At 30.7% G+C, this 15,282-nt stretch carries 9 protein-coding genes; 1 reads left to right on the top strand and 8 read right to left on the bottom strand.

Annotated features, from left to right (window positions below; translation table 11 throughout):
* Positions 1-2: 2 nt before the first annotated feature.
* Positions 3-2,606, top strand: coding sequence for an alpha/beta hydrolase family protein (locus ACH5TX_RS12095; protein WP_439339760.1), 2,604 nt, complete (start codon positions 3-5; stop codon positions 2,604-2,606).
* 290 nt (positions 2,607-2,896) lie between these two features.
* On the opposite strand, the gene ACH5TX_RS12090 is transcribed toward ACH5TX_RS12095, so the two are convergent.
* The 8 genes from ACH5TX_RS12090 to ACH5TX_RS12055 form a co-directional block, all read right to left on the bottom strand.
* Positions 2,897-3,778, bottom strand: coding sequence for a S1 family peptidase (locus ACH5TX_RS12090; protein WP_439339759.1), 882 nt, complete (start codon positions 3,776-3,778; stop codon positions 2,897-2,899).
* Between the two features lie 4 nt (positions 3,779-3,782).
* On the bottom strand, positions 3,783-4,949 hold the full coding sequence (locus ACH5TX_RS12085; protein WP_439339758.1) for a redoxin domain-containing protein: 1,167 nt from the start codon (positions 4,947-4,949) through the stop codon (positions 3,783-3,785).
* Positions 4,950-5,044: 95 nt separating this feature from the next.
* A complete protein-coding gene (locus ACH5TX_RS12080) occupies positions 5,045-6,679 on the bottom strand; it encodes a redoxin domain-containing protein (RefSeq protein ID WP_439339757.1) in 1,635 nt (544 codons plus the stop codon).
* Between the two features lie 15 nt (positions 6,680-6,694).
* The gene (locus ACH5TX_RS12075; RefSeq protein WP_439339756.1) at positions 6,695-8,314 is read right to left on the bottom strand and encodes a PKD-like family lipoprotein; all 1,620 of its coding nucleotides are present in this window, start codon (positions 8,312-8,314) and stop codon (positions 6,695-6,697) included.
* 19 nt (positions 8,315-8,333) lie between these two features.
* Positions 8,334-9,116, bottom strand: coding sequence for a DUF4843 domain-containing protein (locus tag ACH5TX_RS12070; protein WP_439339755.1), 783 nt, complete (start codon positions 9,114-9,116; stop codon positions 8,334-8,336).
* Positions 9,117-9,205: 89 nt separating this feature from the next.
* Positions 9,206-10,645 (bottom strand): RagB/SusD family nutrient uptake outer membrane protein, encoded by a 1,440-nt coding sequence (locus ACH5TX_RS12065; protein WP_439339754.1) that lies wholly within the window; start codon positions 10,643-10,645, stop codon positions 9,206-9,208.
* 19 nt (positions 10,646-10,664) lie between these two features.
* Entirely contained in the window at positions 10,665-13,946 is a 3,282-nt protein-coding gene (locus tag ACH5TX_RS12060; RefSeq protein ID WP_439339753.1) for a SusC/RagA family TonB-linked outer membrane protein, read from the bottom strand.
* A 170-nt stretch (positions 13,947-14,116) separates the two neighbouring features.
* Positions 14,117-15,268, bottom strand: a complete 1,152-nt coding sequence (locus ACH5TX_RS12055; protein WP_439339752.1) for a FecR family protein — start codon at positions 15,266-15,268, stop codon at positions 14,117-14,119.
* Positions 15,269-15,282 lie beyond the last annotated feature (14 nt).

Here is a 15,282-nt window from a genome sequence, read left to right as displayed (position 1 = left end):
TTATGAAACAATTTATCCTAATTTGCTTTACTGTTTTATTAGTACAACATGTAGAAGGTCAGAAAAAAAGTATTGACACGCTTGCTTATAAATCATGGAAACGTATAGCAAGTAAAGGTATCTCATACAATGGCAATTGGCTATTTTACAGTACAGCATATCAAGATGAAAGAGAAGCAAATGCTAATACAATAACAGTTGAAAACGTTAAAAGCAGCCAACAAATTATTTTAAATAATGTAAATGATTTGGAGTTTGTTGGAACTGAAAATTGGCTAAAATACACACAAAACGATAGTGTTTTTTTACATGATTTAGCTTCAAATAAAAAACGCCATTGGTCGGTTACAGATTATACTAGAGCAATAAAGAATAGTGATTTTTTATTTTATAATCATTTCGGACCCTTTGTAAATGGCGGCGCTTTACAAAAATTGGTGTATTATAATCTTGAAGAAAATGACAGTATAGTTATAAATAATGTAAAAAGATTTAAAGCCTATAATAACGATCACGATATTATTTTTGTTCAAGAAGAATCGGGTAATGTTTATTTAAAACAAGGCCCTATTGAAGGTCCTTATAAAACTTATTATACCTGTAATGCTAACGAATTTGGAGATTTTGAACTAAACTCAAATAAAACAGAAGGAACATTTACATTAAAATCTGAAAATTCAGAAACCACTAACTTGTTGTATTATTTCAATTTAAAATCTGGAAAAATTAAACAAATTTTAGATTTTGATAGCATTACATGTGAAGACACATCGGTTGAATTTTTAAGAAAAGCATATCTTTTAAATACCAATACAAATACCATTAGCCTTGAATTAAAACCACATTTTGATAGAAATAGAGGTAGAAATCATGCTAAAACAGATGTTGATATTTGGAAATGGAATGAAGGCACTAAGGCGCGCCGTTTCGAAAAATTACGAGGCGAAAAAATCAAAAAGAAACCAGCGCGTTATATCTATAACATAGCAGAAAAAACATGCGTTAAAATATCTTCGGGTAATTATGACCAAGTCATAGCTCCAAATACCGAAAATTACACAAGTGTTTTTGAAACTAATAAAGAGAAACATGAGGTTGCATTAGATTGGGAATTTAGCGAACGGTTTGATTTGTATCTAGTAAATCTTAAAAATAATTCTAGAACTTTATTAATGGAAGGTGTTTTAAATCCTCCATATTGGAATTCTAAAGGTACTTATGCCGTATTATTTAATAGTAAGAAGAAAGTATGGATGACGTTGAATCCAAATGATGAAAAGCCTGTATTTAAAGACATAGGTAGCGATATCAAATACCCACTATGGAATACAGAAAGTGATATGGGATTAGAATCTATTTCTTACGATATTGCAGGTTGGTTAGATAACGGACAAACAGTGGTTGTTTATGGAAAATATGATTTGTGGGCAATAGATCTTACAGGGCGTAAAAAATCGTATTCAATTACTAAAGAATATGGTAGAAAACACCATTTACAATTTTGCTTTAATAAAGCATCATTTATAGGCGACTTGTCCTTAACAAAACCACTACTTTTAAAAAGTTTTAATACAAAAACGAAATCTTCTGGTATCTATACATTGCAAAATAACACTGTTGAAAAACTCGTAGAATATGATGATAGTGATATAAAAATTTTAGAAGCCTCAGGAAATGATAATGCTTATTTATTTAGTAGAGAAAGCTATTCGCGTTTTCCAGATATTTGGTGGGCTGATAAAAGTTTCAAAAATCAGAAGCAAATTACAAATGTAAATCCACAGCAAAATAAATACGCTTGGGGAACTTCTAAATTAGTATCATGGAAAACCTATAAAGGCGAAAAAAACGAAGGGGTAATTTATTTACCAGAAGGATATGATGCTAGTAAAACCTACCCTATGCTTGTGCATTTTTATGAAAAGCATACCCAAGAATTACATCGCTATCATATGCCCGAATTTAGTACGTCAAGCATCAACATTCCTACCTATGTAAGTCAAGGTTATATTGTTTTTCAACCAGATGTACATTACAGATTAAACGAACCAGGAATGAGTGCTTATAATGCAGCTGTTAGTGGTGTTGAATATTTAATAAAAAAAGGTATTGCTACTAAAGGTAAAATAGGCATTCAAGGCCATAGTTTTGGTGGTTATCAAACGTCTTTTTTGCTAACCAAAACCAATATTTTTAACTGTGCTATAGTGGGTTCTGGTGTTAGTAATTTTACCTCTAGTTATTTAAGTTATAGAGGTAATGGTTTGTCTAATATGTTTAAATATGAAGCCGATCAATACAGAATGAAAGGACCGTTTTTTGATGAGCCAGACGCTTACATAAAAAACTCACCTGTTTTTTCTGCTAAAAACATTCAAACGCCTACATTAATATTTCATAACGATCATGATTTTTCGGTGCCTTTTCAAGAAGGTATGTCGCTGTTTTTTGCATTAAGACGCTTGGGTAAACCAAGTTGGCTTATTAATTATAAAAATGAACGACACACTTTAAATGCTTATAAAAACAGAATTGATTGGACAGAGAAAATGCAATCCTTTTTTGATTTTTATTTAAAAGATGAAAAACAACCAGATTGGATGTAAGTAATTATAATTTAAACTTCTAGTTGTAAACTTTGATTTAAGTTTTCTTATTTGAATTAGTCACTCTAAATAATAGAAGTTAAAAGAAGGCAGTCTTTATAAAGGCTGCCTTTTATGTTTTATAAGGAATTTTATATATAAAAGCGTTTTTTTAGGAAGGTAAAGTAAATCTTTTATAGCTTTCAAGAATAGAATTTTATCTAAAATAAACCCCTAGATAAAACAAAAAAAGAGATTACTTCTAAGTGAAGTAACCTCCTTTTACTGACTAACTCTTGTGTTATTAATCTTTATTTAATCAATCTTTTTACAGAACTTACAGGAATGGTTAATTTCATAACCATTTGCCAGTCGCGACTATTACCTTTTTCGGCATATACAGAAGTAGTAGAGGATACTACCGATATTAAGTTTCCATAATCATCAAAAACAGGTCCACCACTAGAGCCAGAACCAAAATCTGCTGTAATTTCACATCTATTTTCCCATGGGTTATCATCAAAACCAGAATTTCTAGCCACAACACCTTGGGTATAATAATAACCTTCTTGCTTAGGGTGTGTCATAGTATGCACTGTAGATCCCACTTCTTGATCGTTACCAAGTGGCGCAGGAATTAATTTTTTACCACGTGTATCGATTGTAAAAACAGCAAGATCTGCTACATCACTATAAGTTTTAACGCTTGTTATTGGGTAAACATGTCCATATTCATCAGCTGCAAAAAACAATTTGTCTTGAGGGTGTACACCTTGACCTTCATCTATTAATGGTTCAAAAACATGATAGTTTGAAACACATAAACCATCTTCACTTAAAACAACTGCTGATGCGCCTATTAGAACAAAATCAGGATAGGCTCCAAAGCCTTTTTTATACTTACAAATCATTAAAGATGATGCTCTAATTTGTTTTGCTAGTTCCTGAGTTGTTATTTTTTTAGTATGAGCTTTTGGAAGATTAGAGTACTCTATATTTTCCTCTTTCTTTGCCGTAATGCAGTGTTCTTTTAATGCTTCAATAGTTTTAAAAGGAGCTTTCTCTTGAGCTTCTTTTAATGATTTTTCAATAATCTCTGGTAATTTAGAGAAATTAAAATACGTGACTTTTTGAGCAAAACCAGTTGTTGACATCCCAACGACTAGTATGAATGAAATAAAAAACTTTTTCATAGTCTTAGTTTAAAACTTCGTTTAATTTTTGATTTAATGCATCACCTACTAAGTTTTTTCCAATGATAACTCCATTTGGATCTATTAAGAAGTTAGTAGGAACTGCGTTAATGCCGTATAATTGAACTGGTAAACTTTGCCATCCTGCTAAATCTGATATTTGATTCCAAACCAAGCCATCTTTTTCAATTGCGCCCATCCATTGTTGTAAAGCATTGTTTCCAGCATCTAAAGAATACCCTAAAATAGTAAAGTTTTTATCTTTAAATGTATTGTATGTTTTTACTAAGTTCGGGTTTTCTTTACGACAAGGGCCACACCAAGATGCCCAAAAGTCTAGTAAAACATATTGACCTCTTAACGAACGAATACTCATTTTTTCGCCATTAGGTTGTTTAGCACTAAAATCTGGTGCTTGAGAATTGATATCGGCAGATTTTGTGTCTTTAAGAATATTAGAATAAATAACACCTGATGGTGACTGTTTTACTTCGTCTGATAACTTACTGAATAATTCTGTAGCTTTATTTTTTTCTTGTATAACATTAATATTACTTCTTAACCAATCTAAGCTCACTAAAGAGTTTGTGTGACTTAAAAAGAATGCTTTTTCTGCTTCTTTCTTCTCCACCATCAAAGCTTCATAAGCTTTTTGAAGTTCGGCTAATTTTTCTTGATCTCCAGCAGTTGATGCTTTTGAAAATGCCATACCTAGAACGTTTTCTTTAGCTGTAAACGATTTACCTATTTGAGTTAAATCATAATTATCTACATTTAAAGGCGATCCCGTAATTTTAGCTGTAGATATTGAATCTTTTCCTGTTACAAATAATGGTTCTTCTTCTAAAAATACAGGTAGTGCGTCACCATTACTTGGTTGTTCATTTGGCTTAAGTTTTTCATGGCATAAAACAAGATATCCTCTTTTTAATGTTGGGATTTTTCCTGTAAATACAAATTCATTTTTAGTATTAGCATACACCGTATCAATAAGCATTTCATTACCTTCTTTTACTAATAATAATGCAGGAGCTTCTTTGTTTATGTCTTTTAGCTTTATTACAACTTTATAATCTGAGGCTTTATCTTGAGCAGATAAATGCCCTGTATGCATTATAAAACCTATGATTCCTAATGCTAATACTTGACTTTTTAATTTTCTTAATTTCATTTTCGTTTTTAATTATTTCTTTTTAATAATGCTTCTAAATATGTTTTGGTTAGAAGCATATTTGTACACATCTTTCCTTTTTTTAAAGACGTTTTTTAGTTTAAAACCTCTTTTAGTTTTTGATTTAGCGCTTCACCTCTAAGGTCTTTAGCTATAATAATGCCGTTTGGGTCAATTAAAAAATTAGTAGGAACTGCATTAACACCATATAATTGAACTGGTAAACTTTGCCATCCTGCTAAATCTGATACTTGGTTCCAAGGCAAACCATCTTTTTTTATAGCTTGTGTCCATCTATCTGCACCTTCATCTAAAGAGTAGCCTAATATTGTAAAGTTTTTGTCTTTATAAGTGTTATAAGTGTTTACCAGGTTTGGGTTTTCTTTACGACATGGCCCACACCAAGACGCCCAAAAATCAAGTAAAACGTATTTCCCTTTTAACGATTCTATACTTATAAAATCTCCGTTGGGTTGTTTTGCACTAAAATTTGGTGCTTTAGAATTAAGACCTACTGCAGGTGTTTCTTTAAGTTCTTTTGAATAAAGTACTCCTGATGCCGAATTTTTTACATCGTCTGATAATGCATTAAATAATGTTTCAGCTGTTTGCTTATCTTGTTTAATATTGATGTTTTTTCTTAACCAATCTAAACTAACTAATGAGTTTTTGTGATTAAAAAAGAATTCTTTTTCGGCTTCTTTTTTCTCATTCATTAAATCGCTATAAGCGTTTTGAAGTGTTGCTATTTTTTTATCATCTTTCGCTTCTATGGCTTTTGAATAAGACTTGTTAAGGGCTTTTTCTTTAGCAGTAAACGATTCGCTAATAAGTCTTAACTTATAGCTGTCTTCGTTTAAAGGTGTTCCAGAAACTTTTGCTGTTTCAATAGAGTCTTTACCTTTAATAAGTAATTTTCCTTCTTCAAGATAAACAGGTATACCATCACCATTATTAGGTGCTACAGTAGGATCTATTTTATCGTGTAAAACATATAAAAAACCTCTGTTTAAATCAGGCATTTTACCAGAGAAAATGAATTCATTATTTTTATTAGCATATACGGTATCAATTTTCATTCTACCATTTTTTCTAACACCTAAAAGTGCAGGAGCTTCTTTATTAACGTTTTTCATTTGTACGGTAATATGATACTCTGGCTGCTTTACCTTGGTCGTTTTTTTTATACCTAATAAATTCTCTAAATATGCTTTGGTTTCTGGCTTAGAAGGTTTATCCATTTTAAGATTAACAACTCGTCCTTCTTTATCTAAAAGAATAAAACGAGGAATGTAAGCAACTCTAAATTTGGTTTCGAATACAGAATCTAAAACACGCCATTGTGGTTCTTTCATCTTTAAATTTCGAGCCATTCCTATCCATTTGTAATCTCTAGTATCTATACTTAAACCAAGAAAAACAATATCATCAGAATTAATTTCTTCTGCCATCTTTTCAAGAAAAGGATATTCTAAACGGCAAGGGTAGCACCAAGACGCCCACACATCAATAAAAACATATTTACCTCTAAATGATGACAATGAAACAGACTCATGCTTTAAATTTTCCATTTTAAAGTCTGGACACAAATCGCCTACTTTTAACGAATCACTAAAAACAGAAGTTTTTAAGGTATTTGTATGTGGTATTATATTGGTTTTAACACTTGTAAATGCGTACATTAAAAACATAACACAAGAAATCATTCCAATGATTATTGCTTTTTTCATTTTTAAAATTATTTGTTAATTATACAGGTGTATGTCATTTAACCAATCGTTAGAAGTCGATATATACATAACTTTTGATACTTTTCCTGTTCCTGTTTTTATATCGTCTTGTTTACTTATAGTAGTTAAACCATCTAATTGGTAACGATATATTTTGTAAGTATCTGATGCTTGATTGTAAGTAGCTACTACTAAACCATTAAATTCTAAATCGATAGAAACAGGTGTGTAAAACTCATCATAGTTCCAATAACTTGTGTTAATGTATTTCATGAACGTAATAGTTTCATCGGCAGGAATATCATTAACAAATGATGGGTTATACGATTCGTCGTTAATATTATAAGCTCCAATAACATTATCTTTTGCAAAATATAAGATATCAACTTGTTTATTCATTGTATAAACATCTGAAGATACTAGCATTGGATAATCTGTACTTGTTAAGGTTTTTTCAAGATTAATAGGACTGTAATCTCCAGACTCAATTACTGAAAAATCTGGTGCCCAATAAGAACCTTTAACAAAGGTTTCATAATCTAGTCCGTAAAGTGTTAAAGCGTCATCAATACCATCTTTTTTAAATAAAGAATAGGCATAAGTTGTAGCTTCCCAACCTGAACCTTTTTGAGTGTTTTCTAAAAAGATTGATTCTCCATTCATATTGTTTACAGAAACCTCAACACCATTATTATAGCTAGTATAAGCATCGGCAAATTCACCAAGCGTATAAAAAGAATCATAACTTGCTATAAGTCTAATGAAGCGTTTGTTCTTATTGTCAAAAGCTAAAACATTACCAAAAGATGCCATAGTCATTTGCCCATCAATTCTATAATCGCCTTCAATTGGAGGAAAGAATGCTGGATCTGTATTTCTCATATAACTAGTGCCATAATCACCCATAGAAAGGTACACAATATCTCTATTCACTATTCCTGATTGTATATTAGGTTCTGCTTTATTATCAATTAACAAAAACATATCATCAAGTTTACTTGATAGTTTAGCTTCTTTTAGATTTAGCTCAACACCATCATGCTCACTAAAAACTTGCATAGTTGTTACCGTTTGATAGTTTTCGTTATAACGCCCCATACTTGTTAAAACTTTAGGAGCTCCTGATAGAGCTGCTCCTGTTTTTTGCTCTAAAATATTATAATCTGGGGTAGCTAAATCAATATAAAACGCATCAAGTTCTGTATTGCCTTCTGTTGTTTCTTTAAGTACATACCAACCTTTATTGGTAACAGCTTGAACATCTATAGTCACTACTTGAGATTCTATAACGTGTGTTTCGTTATTTTCTACTAGTAATTGAATATTTAATTGCCCAATCGTATTTAATTGATATTCTAAACTTTTGCTTTCTGAAATAAGTTCTACACCGCTTTCTTTTACAAGATTCCATTTGTATGAAAATGTAGTGTCGTCAACGCTATTTTCTCCATAAGTTATTGCTGGATCTAATAACAGTGTTTCATTATAGAAATAAGTATCCTTAACATTTTCAAGCAGGATGTTTATATCGTCGAATGGCTCTACATAATCGGTGTCATTAGAACATGAATTAATAATAAATAGTGTAAACACCCCTATAATAAAGGGCTTAAAAAATATCTTTATATTTTGCATGATATATGTTTTTTAAGAATTAAAAAAGAGAGAATTTAATGGCTTGTCCATTTGCATCTACTAAAGGACCATCACTACCAAGGGCTTCATTTTCCTTTATAAGGTCTTCTTTAAATTTATATTTATAGTACGATAATAGAAATGCATCGTTTAAAACCATTTCCATATCTTCTTCATTCCATTTTAAATCGGAATGGCGAATCATAAAATCTATTTTAACATCACTATAGATGCCAAATTCCCAGTCGTTCCAGTTACTTGGTTTACTTACTCTGTTAGATATGTAAATAACCACCCTGTTTTCATCATTGTCTGTAACTAAGGCATTTTCTAAATTATCTAATTGAAATGTTAAACGGTAAGTTGTTTCCTTTAAACTAGCATCATTTAGCAGAATAATTGGAATTGTATCCTGCATTTTATTGGCATGAAATTTCAGTAAATTAGTCATTTCATCAGATTCAAAAGGGACATAATGCACCCCTGATACCGCATTTTCTGTTGTTTGATCAATACGTTCAGGGTAAGAACGTGTTTCACTATCAAACGTTTTTATTTTTACTGCAATATCTTTATTAGGAATTGCACCAACAGCATTCATTGCCACATATACAGTATCTCGAGCTACAGTGCTATCATCGTAATAATAAAAATTATTAAAATATTGTTGCACATATATTCTATAATCTTCAGGGCCAATAGCAAAACCTAAATAAGCATCCCCTTGATATGTTTCTGGGTAATCTTCACTACACGATAGTGTTGCGAATAAAATTATTAATATTAAAAATCTATATTTCATTTTTATATGTTTTTATTTAATGGTTTGAATATTCTTAGTTTAACTTTAAATGAAGTTTTTTTTAAGAATAATACATGTTGCCGTTATTATTATATTCCAGAATTTGTTTCTCCTTCTGGAAGTTTAACACGGTATTTATCAGCATTCATTTCTTGAAATGATATAGGAAGCATTTCTAAATTCAAACGTTTATAAGCATAGAAAATCTGTCCTTCTGCCCATAGTTCTTTAATATATTGATTCAATACTGTTTCTTGACGATTTGCTTCTGTAAGTGTTGTGCCAATATCAAAACGTGTATTAATAAAAGTATCATAGTATTCTTGAGCTTCAGCTAGAGTAGGTGCCGATTCTATTAGGATTAGATACATTTCAGATAATCTAATAACAGGAATGCTTTTATATTCTGAAACATCATTCTCTGTCATTTTACTATATTTTTTAGTACACTGAGCATCCCATGATAAAGCACTATTTTCGGTTGTTTCAAATAAACTTAATCTAATATCTGATGCACTAGTATAAAACTGTTGAATTATATATTGACCATTAACACAATGTGCATAATATGATGTAGCAGCATAAGGAATGTCGTCATAATCTAAAGTTTCTATTCCAAAAAGTTGCTCTGTAAAAAGGGCATAGTCTCCATTACCTAAATTAGCAGATGTACCTAATTCAAATTTTAAAGAAGCATCTTCGTTTTTGGCATCTACAACTTCTTTGGCATATTCATACGCTTTTTGGTTGTTTCCCATCCATAATTCAACGCGAGCTAAAGTTCCAAGTGTTGCATAGTAATTAAATCTGTTTTGTCTACCATACCATCCTAAATTAGGGTATTCATCAATACTTCCTAAATTATTTAAAGCTTCTTTGGTATATTTTACTATTGGGTCTGATACTGACAATGCATTTTTAGCATCTTCTAGATCTGCAAGAATATATGAGAAATAAGTCTCGTAATTTACATAATCAATAGGACCGTTAGTTACATTTAATGCATATGGTAATATGACTTCTGAAGCTGTTGCTGTGTCATCTGGAACCGTACCAAATAAACGCCATAAATCAAAATGAATAAAAGCTCTAAGGGCTTTAGCTTCTCCTTCTATAAAATTAACCTCATCAATAGTTAAGGCTGTTTCATTTTCAATATTTTCTATGATGATGTTTATGTTAGCAATAGCTTTATATAAATTTAAAAATGCTGCACTAATTTGTGTTTCAACTTGAGTATTATCAAATTCATAATGATGAATTTTAGTTAACATATAAGAAAAATCATCATATGGTTCTGCATAAGTATTTGCTAAAACATCTGTACCATTTCCCATTAAAAAACTATCTGGGTTATAAACATCTTGCAGTATTTGATATACCCCTGTAATAGCAGAAGTATACCCATCGGCAGTAGTTAGTGTTTTGTCTACTGTTACCATATCTTTTGGCTCCACATCAAGATAATCATCACATGAGGAGAAAAGCGTTGTTACTAAAAATAAAATAATTATATATTGTTTTTTCATGTTTTCTATCTGGTTTAAATTAAAATGTAACAGAAAGGTTTAATGATGGCCTTATAGTATATGGGTAATCTGTTCCTCTCGCTGTTCTTATATTTGAAATATAAAATACATCTGAAATAGTTCCTGTTAAGCTTAATTGTTTAACATTAAATAGATCTAATACTTTTTGAGAAAATTGATAGCTAAGGTTTATGTTACTTAAAGCTAAAGTTCTTTCAGTAAATACAAAACGATCGTTATTAACTGTTATATTTTCGCTAGCTATATTTTGAAAAGCAGTTATGTCTCCTGGTTGTTGCCAACGTGTATCTAATACTCTTGCATCAACATTGTTTCTTACATAAGCATTTTCTACTTTTAATAGCGAATAGTTTATTTTTTTAGCACCTAAGCGGTATGAAAACGCTAGATCTAGCATAAAACCTTTATAACGTAAGGAAGAACTAAATCGTCCATTAATTTTTGGTAAAGAACTACCCATAGGTATCTTTCTTGTGTTTTCATTAATTTCATTATAAACATTACCAGTTTCTGGGTCTTCATATAATACATCTCCTGTAAGTGGATCTACACCTGGTGATTTTATAACATATATCTCATCCATAGATTGACCTTCTCTGTATTGGTAAAAAGCATCAGCATTTGTAAATTGATTTTCCCATTGCTCATTTGCTGTTTTAACAGCATCAGAAAGTTTTACTAAAACATTTTCATTATGATATACACCCGTAGATAAATACCAAGAAATTTGATTTTTATCATCACGTAATACATTTACACTTACTTGTGCATCATATCCTGTGTTTCTAACCGTTCCAAAATTTTCGGTATAACTCGTGTAACCGTTTGATAATGGAAGCGATGCATCTCCTATTAAGTTGTCTGTAGTTTTACGATAGTAATTAAAAGTAAACCCTAGTCTGTTTTTAAAGGCACTTAAATCTAAACCTAAATTGTTTTGCTTCGTATTTTGCCATTTTAAATTAGAATTCCCTAAGGCTAATAAAGTTACTCCTGTAATATTGTTATACTGAGACTCTGTGTCATATTTATACGTACTAAGTGCTTGATATGCTGAGAAGTTTAACGAGCCTGTTACTCCGTAAGAATATCTAAATTTAGCACGGTCAAGCCATGTTAAATTTTCTTTTATAATTTTTTCTTGACTAAAATCCCAAGCAGCACCAAGTGAGTAAAATGGCGCATATCTACTTTCAGAACCAAAAGAAGAGGCACCATCAACTCTTGCTGTTCCTTCAATAAAGTATTTATTATCGTAATTATAGTTAAATATACCTGTTAGTCCAACGCTTCTAACTTTAGACTCTGATACTCTTGGACTTTGTCCTGAATAGTTAATACCGTTTGAAATGTCATTTAAATTTTCATTTGTAAAACCTTTAACATAGATAGACATGCTTTCGCTTTGGTTTTCTATAATTTGACCATTAACACCTAAAAATAAAGCATGCTTGCCAAACGTTTTTCCGTAATTTAATGTAGACGATATTTGATACGTTTTCTCTTCTCTAATACCTTTAGAATAAGAACCTCGCTCTAAAATTGGTAGATTAGCAATAATACCAGCAGAATTTAGTGGTGATGTAAATAAATCTGAACCACCTTTAAGCAATGTAACTCCAAAACTTGTATCCCATTTTAAACTAGGATTTAAATTAACACTAACTGAAGTATTATTACGTATATTATTATAATCTGTTGTTGAAAAACTTGCTAAAGAAGCATCATACAAAGGATTGTATCTGTTTGTGTTTCCAAACGTTTCATAAGTTGTTATTGGTGTTCCATTTTCATCATATGGTCTCCAGTATGGATTCATATCATAGTATTGAGAAAACGTTCCATAAGGACTATTAGTTCCTTTATTAAAACCTAACTCAAGTTGGTTTGATACGTTAACATTTTTAAAAGCATATTGTAAATTAAAACCTGTGTTAAGATTATCACGTTTAGACCCTTTCATAGCTCCTGTAATGTTGTTGTATGAAACGTTTAAACCATATCTAAACTCTTTATCACCTCCACTAATTCCTATACGGTGGTATTGACCAACACCTACTTGAGTTGGTATACTAAGCCAATCTGTATTAACCCCTTCTTGAACAGCTTTGTTATTTTGATTAAAAAGGTTGTCAAGTAAAATCTGCTGGTTTGTATCTGAACCTGTATATAAACCTGCTATTTTTTCAACTTCAAGTTTTTGCTTAGAATTTAATAAATCATATGATGATAAATCTGGTACTTCAAGATTAAGACCTGCCGAATATGTTACTCGTAATTTTCCTTTTGGAGGAATAGAGGACGTTATAACAATTACGCCATTTGCTCCACGAGACCCATAAATAGCAGTAGCACTAGCATCTTTTAAAATAGTAACAGAATTTACTTCGTTTTGATTCATATCTAAAACGCGTTCTACACTTACTTCAAAACCATCTAGAATAAAAAGCGGTGTATTTAATTCGCCTCTAGTTTGATTTTGTAAGTTATTAATATCGGCTATAGAAGACGCACCTCTTATTTGTATATTTAAAGTTGTATTATTTGGATCTGAACCAAATTTATTTTGCTCTTGAATATCTAAAGAAGGGTCGATATTCGCTAAAGTTCTTAGTAAATTTCTATTTCCAAAAGACTGAATTTGTTGTTTTGTAATAACAGTTGCAGCACCTGTAAAACTTGCTTCTGGACGCTTAAAGATTCCTGTACTTATAACAACTTCATCTAATTCTGAAATATCTTCCTCTAAAGAAACATTTAAAACTCCTTTTGCTCCCGCTTGAAGTTCTTGAGTTTTATAGCCTAAAGAAGAAAATACCAATATATTTTGAGTACTTGCTACCATAATAGAATATTTTCCATCAAAATCGGTTGTAGTACCTGTTCTTGTTCCTTTTATTAAAACGGTAGCACCATATAGAGGCTGTCCTTTTGCATCTGTTACCGTTCCAGAAATTTGAATTTGTTGAACATCAGATTTTTCTTTTATTAAAATATTATTATTGGTAGATAATATGATACTAAAATCTTCTGTAGACAAACTGTTTTTTAGTAGCTTACCAACACTAATTATCCCTTTTTTCAATTGCACCTTAGGCATATTGTTAAAAAGATCTTGCTGATAGATAAAATGATAATCGGTTTGCGTTTTAATAATATCGAAAACCTCGTCTACTGAGACCTCTTTATCAGTATCTATTTTTACTCTTTTTTGAGCTAAACCACTTTCTGTGTTTAGACCAAAAATTGTAGAGCATAGAAGAAAAATGAATGTTCTCATAATTGTTAGTAATACCCGCTTTCGAATGAGAGAGCGGAATTTAATTAATTTAATTTCCATAAATTCGCATTGTGTTAGTTAGACATTGATTTAATTAATACATACTAGAGGGACGAAGTTTAGTTCACCGCCAAATGATTGGACTTCGCTCTCTCTTTTTTTCTTTTTATTTACTTTAAAATAACCTGTTTGTTGTTTATCTCATAATTTTTAATAACTCCTGAACCTTTAATAGTTTCTAATATTTCTTGAATATTTTGATCTTTACCTAATGCACCATTAAAGCCAATGTTTTCTAAGGCTTTGTTTTCAAAGGTTACATCCATATCATACCATCTAGATAAAACTTGCATGATGTTTTTAAGAGATTTTCTTTTAAAACTAAAAATGCCTTCTTTCCATGATATTTGATCATAAACATCAACTGTTGTTACTGTAAAATCTTTTGTGCTGCTATTTAAATTAGATTGTTCGCCAGGTTTTAAAATGGTACTAGTATTATCTGTAGATACTGCTACTTTGCCCGTAACCAGCGTAGTGTAAAGATTAGCTTCATCTTTATAAGCTTTAATATTAAATTCTGTACCCAAAACCTCAATTTCTTGTCCATCATTTAATACTTTAAAACTAGAGCCTCCATGTTCTGTGCTATGAGAAACTTTAAAGTAAGCTTCACCATATACCAATTCTACTTGACGTGTTTCTCCATCAATAAAATTGACAGGATATTTTAATTGTGTTTCAGAATTAAACCATACTTGCGTACCATCTGCTAGTTTTAAAAAGAATTGCCCACCCCTTGGTATGGTTAGCGTGTTATAAGCTGTTTTAGTAAGGTTTGTTTTTTTAGTTTCATAAATAATTTCTTCACCATTACTAATTATATTACCTGTACTCGCAACATAATCTTGTCCTTTTTCTAAAACAATACTTGAACCATCTTCAATAGTTAAGGTTGCTTTATTTGTACCATTATCAATATTATTATTAACAATAATTGGCTTACTATTAGTAGTGTTGTATTTATATGTTGTAAACGTAACTGCTAATAAAATAGTAATAGACGCTGCTACTGAATAAAGCCATGTTTTTTTACTGAACCTTCTTTTTCTTTGTGTTGTATTAAGAATTCGGTTTAAAGACTCGTTATGGTTAAATTCTTGTTTTGAATCGATTAAATAATTTACCTGAATTAATTCATTAAAATATTTTAAATTTTCATCATCAGATTCTAACCAAATAGCTAATGCTTCAGATTCTGTTTCTGAAATTGTATTATCAATAAGTTTTAATATTAGCCTATTTATTGCCGTTTTGTTCATTTTTTACTATCATT

It is taken from the genome of Thalassobellus citreus (assembly GCF_044385915.1).
GTDB lineage: Bacteria > Bacteroidota > Bacteroidia > Flavobacteriales > Flavobacteriaceae > Thalassobellus > Thalassobellus citreus.
This window is presented reverse-complemented; position numbering and strand designations above follow the sequence as displayed.

What these genes read in the sequence shown, in the direction of transcription:
- ACH5TX_RS12060 (WP_439339753.1), bottom strand. Translation starts at nt 13,946, where the DNA reads ATGAGAACATTCATTTTTCTTCTATGCTCTACAATTTTTGGTCTAAAC.
- ACH5TX_RS12075 (WP_439339756.1), bottom strand. Translation starts at nt 8,314, where the DNA reads ATGCAAAATATAAAGATATTTTTTAAGCCCTTTATTATAGGGGTGTTT.
- ACH5TX_RS12090 (WP_439339759.1), bottom strand. Translation starts at nt 3,778, where the DNA reads ATGAAAAAGTTTTTTATTTCATTCATACTAGTCGTTGGGATGTCAACA.
- ACH5TX_RS12095 (WP_439339760.1), top strand. Translation starts at nt 3, where the DNA reads ATGAAACAATTTATCCTAATTTGCTTTACTGTTTTATTAGTACAACAT.
- ACH5TX_RS12065 (WP_439339754.1), bottom strand. Translation starts at nt 10,645, where the DNA reads ATGAAAAAACAATATATAATTATTTTATTTTTAGTAACAACGCTTTTC.
- ACH5TX_RS12080 (WP_439339757.1), bottom strand. Translation starts at nt 6,679, where the DNA reads ATGAAAAAAGCAATAATCATTGGAATGATTTCTTGTGTTATGTTTTTA.
- ACH5TX_RS12085 (WP_439339758.1), bottom strand. Translation starts at nt 4,949, where the DNA reads ATGAAATTAAGAAAATTAAAAAGTCAAGTATTAGCATTAGGAATCATA.
- ACH5TX_RS12055 (WP_439339752.1), bottom strand. Translation starts at nt 15,268, where the DNA reads ATGAACAAAACGGCAATAAATAGGCTAATATTAAAACTTATTGATAAT.
- ACH5TX_RS12070 (WP_439339755.1), bottom strand. Translation starts at nt 9,116, where the DNA reads ATGAAATATAGATTTTTAATATTAATAATTTTATTCGCAACACTATCG.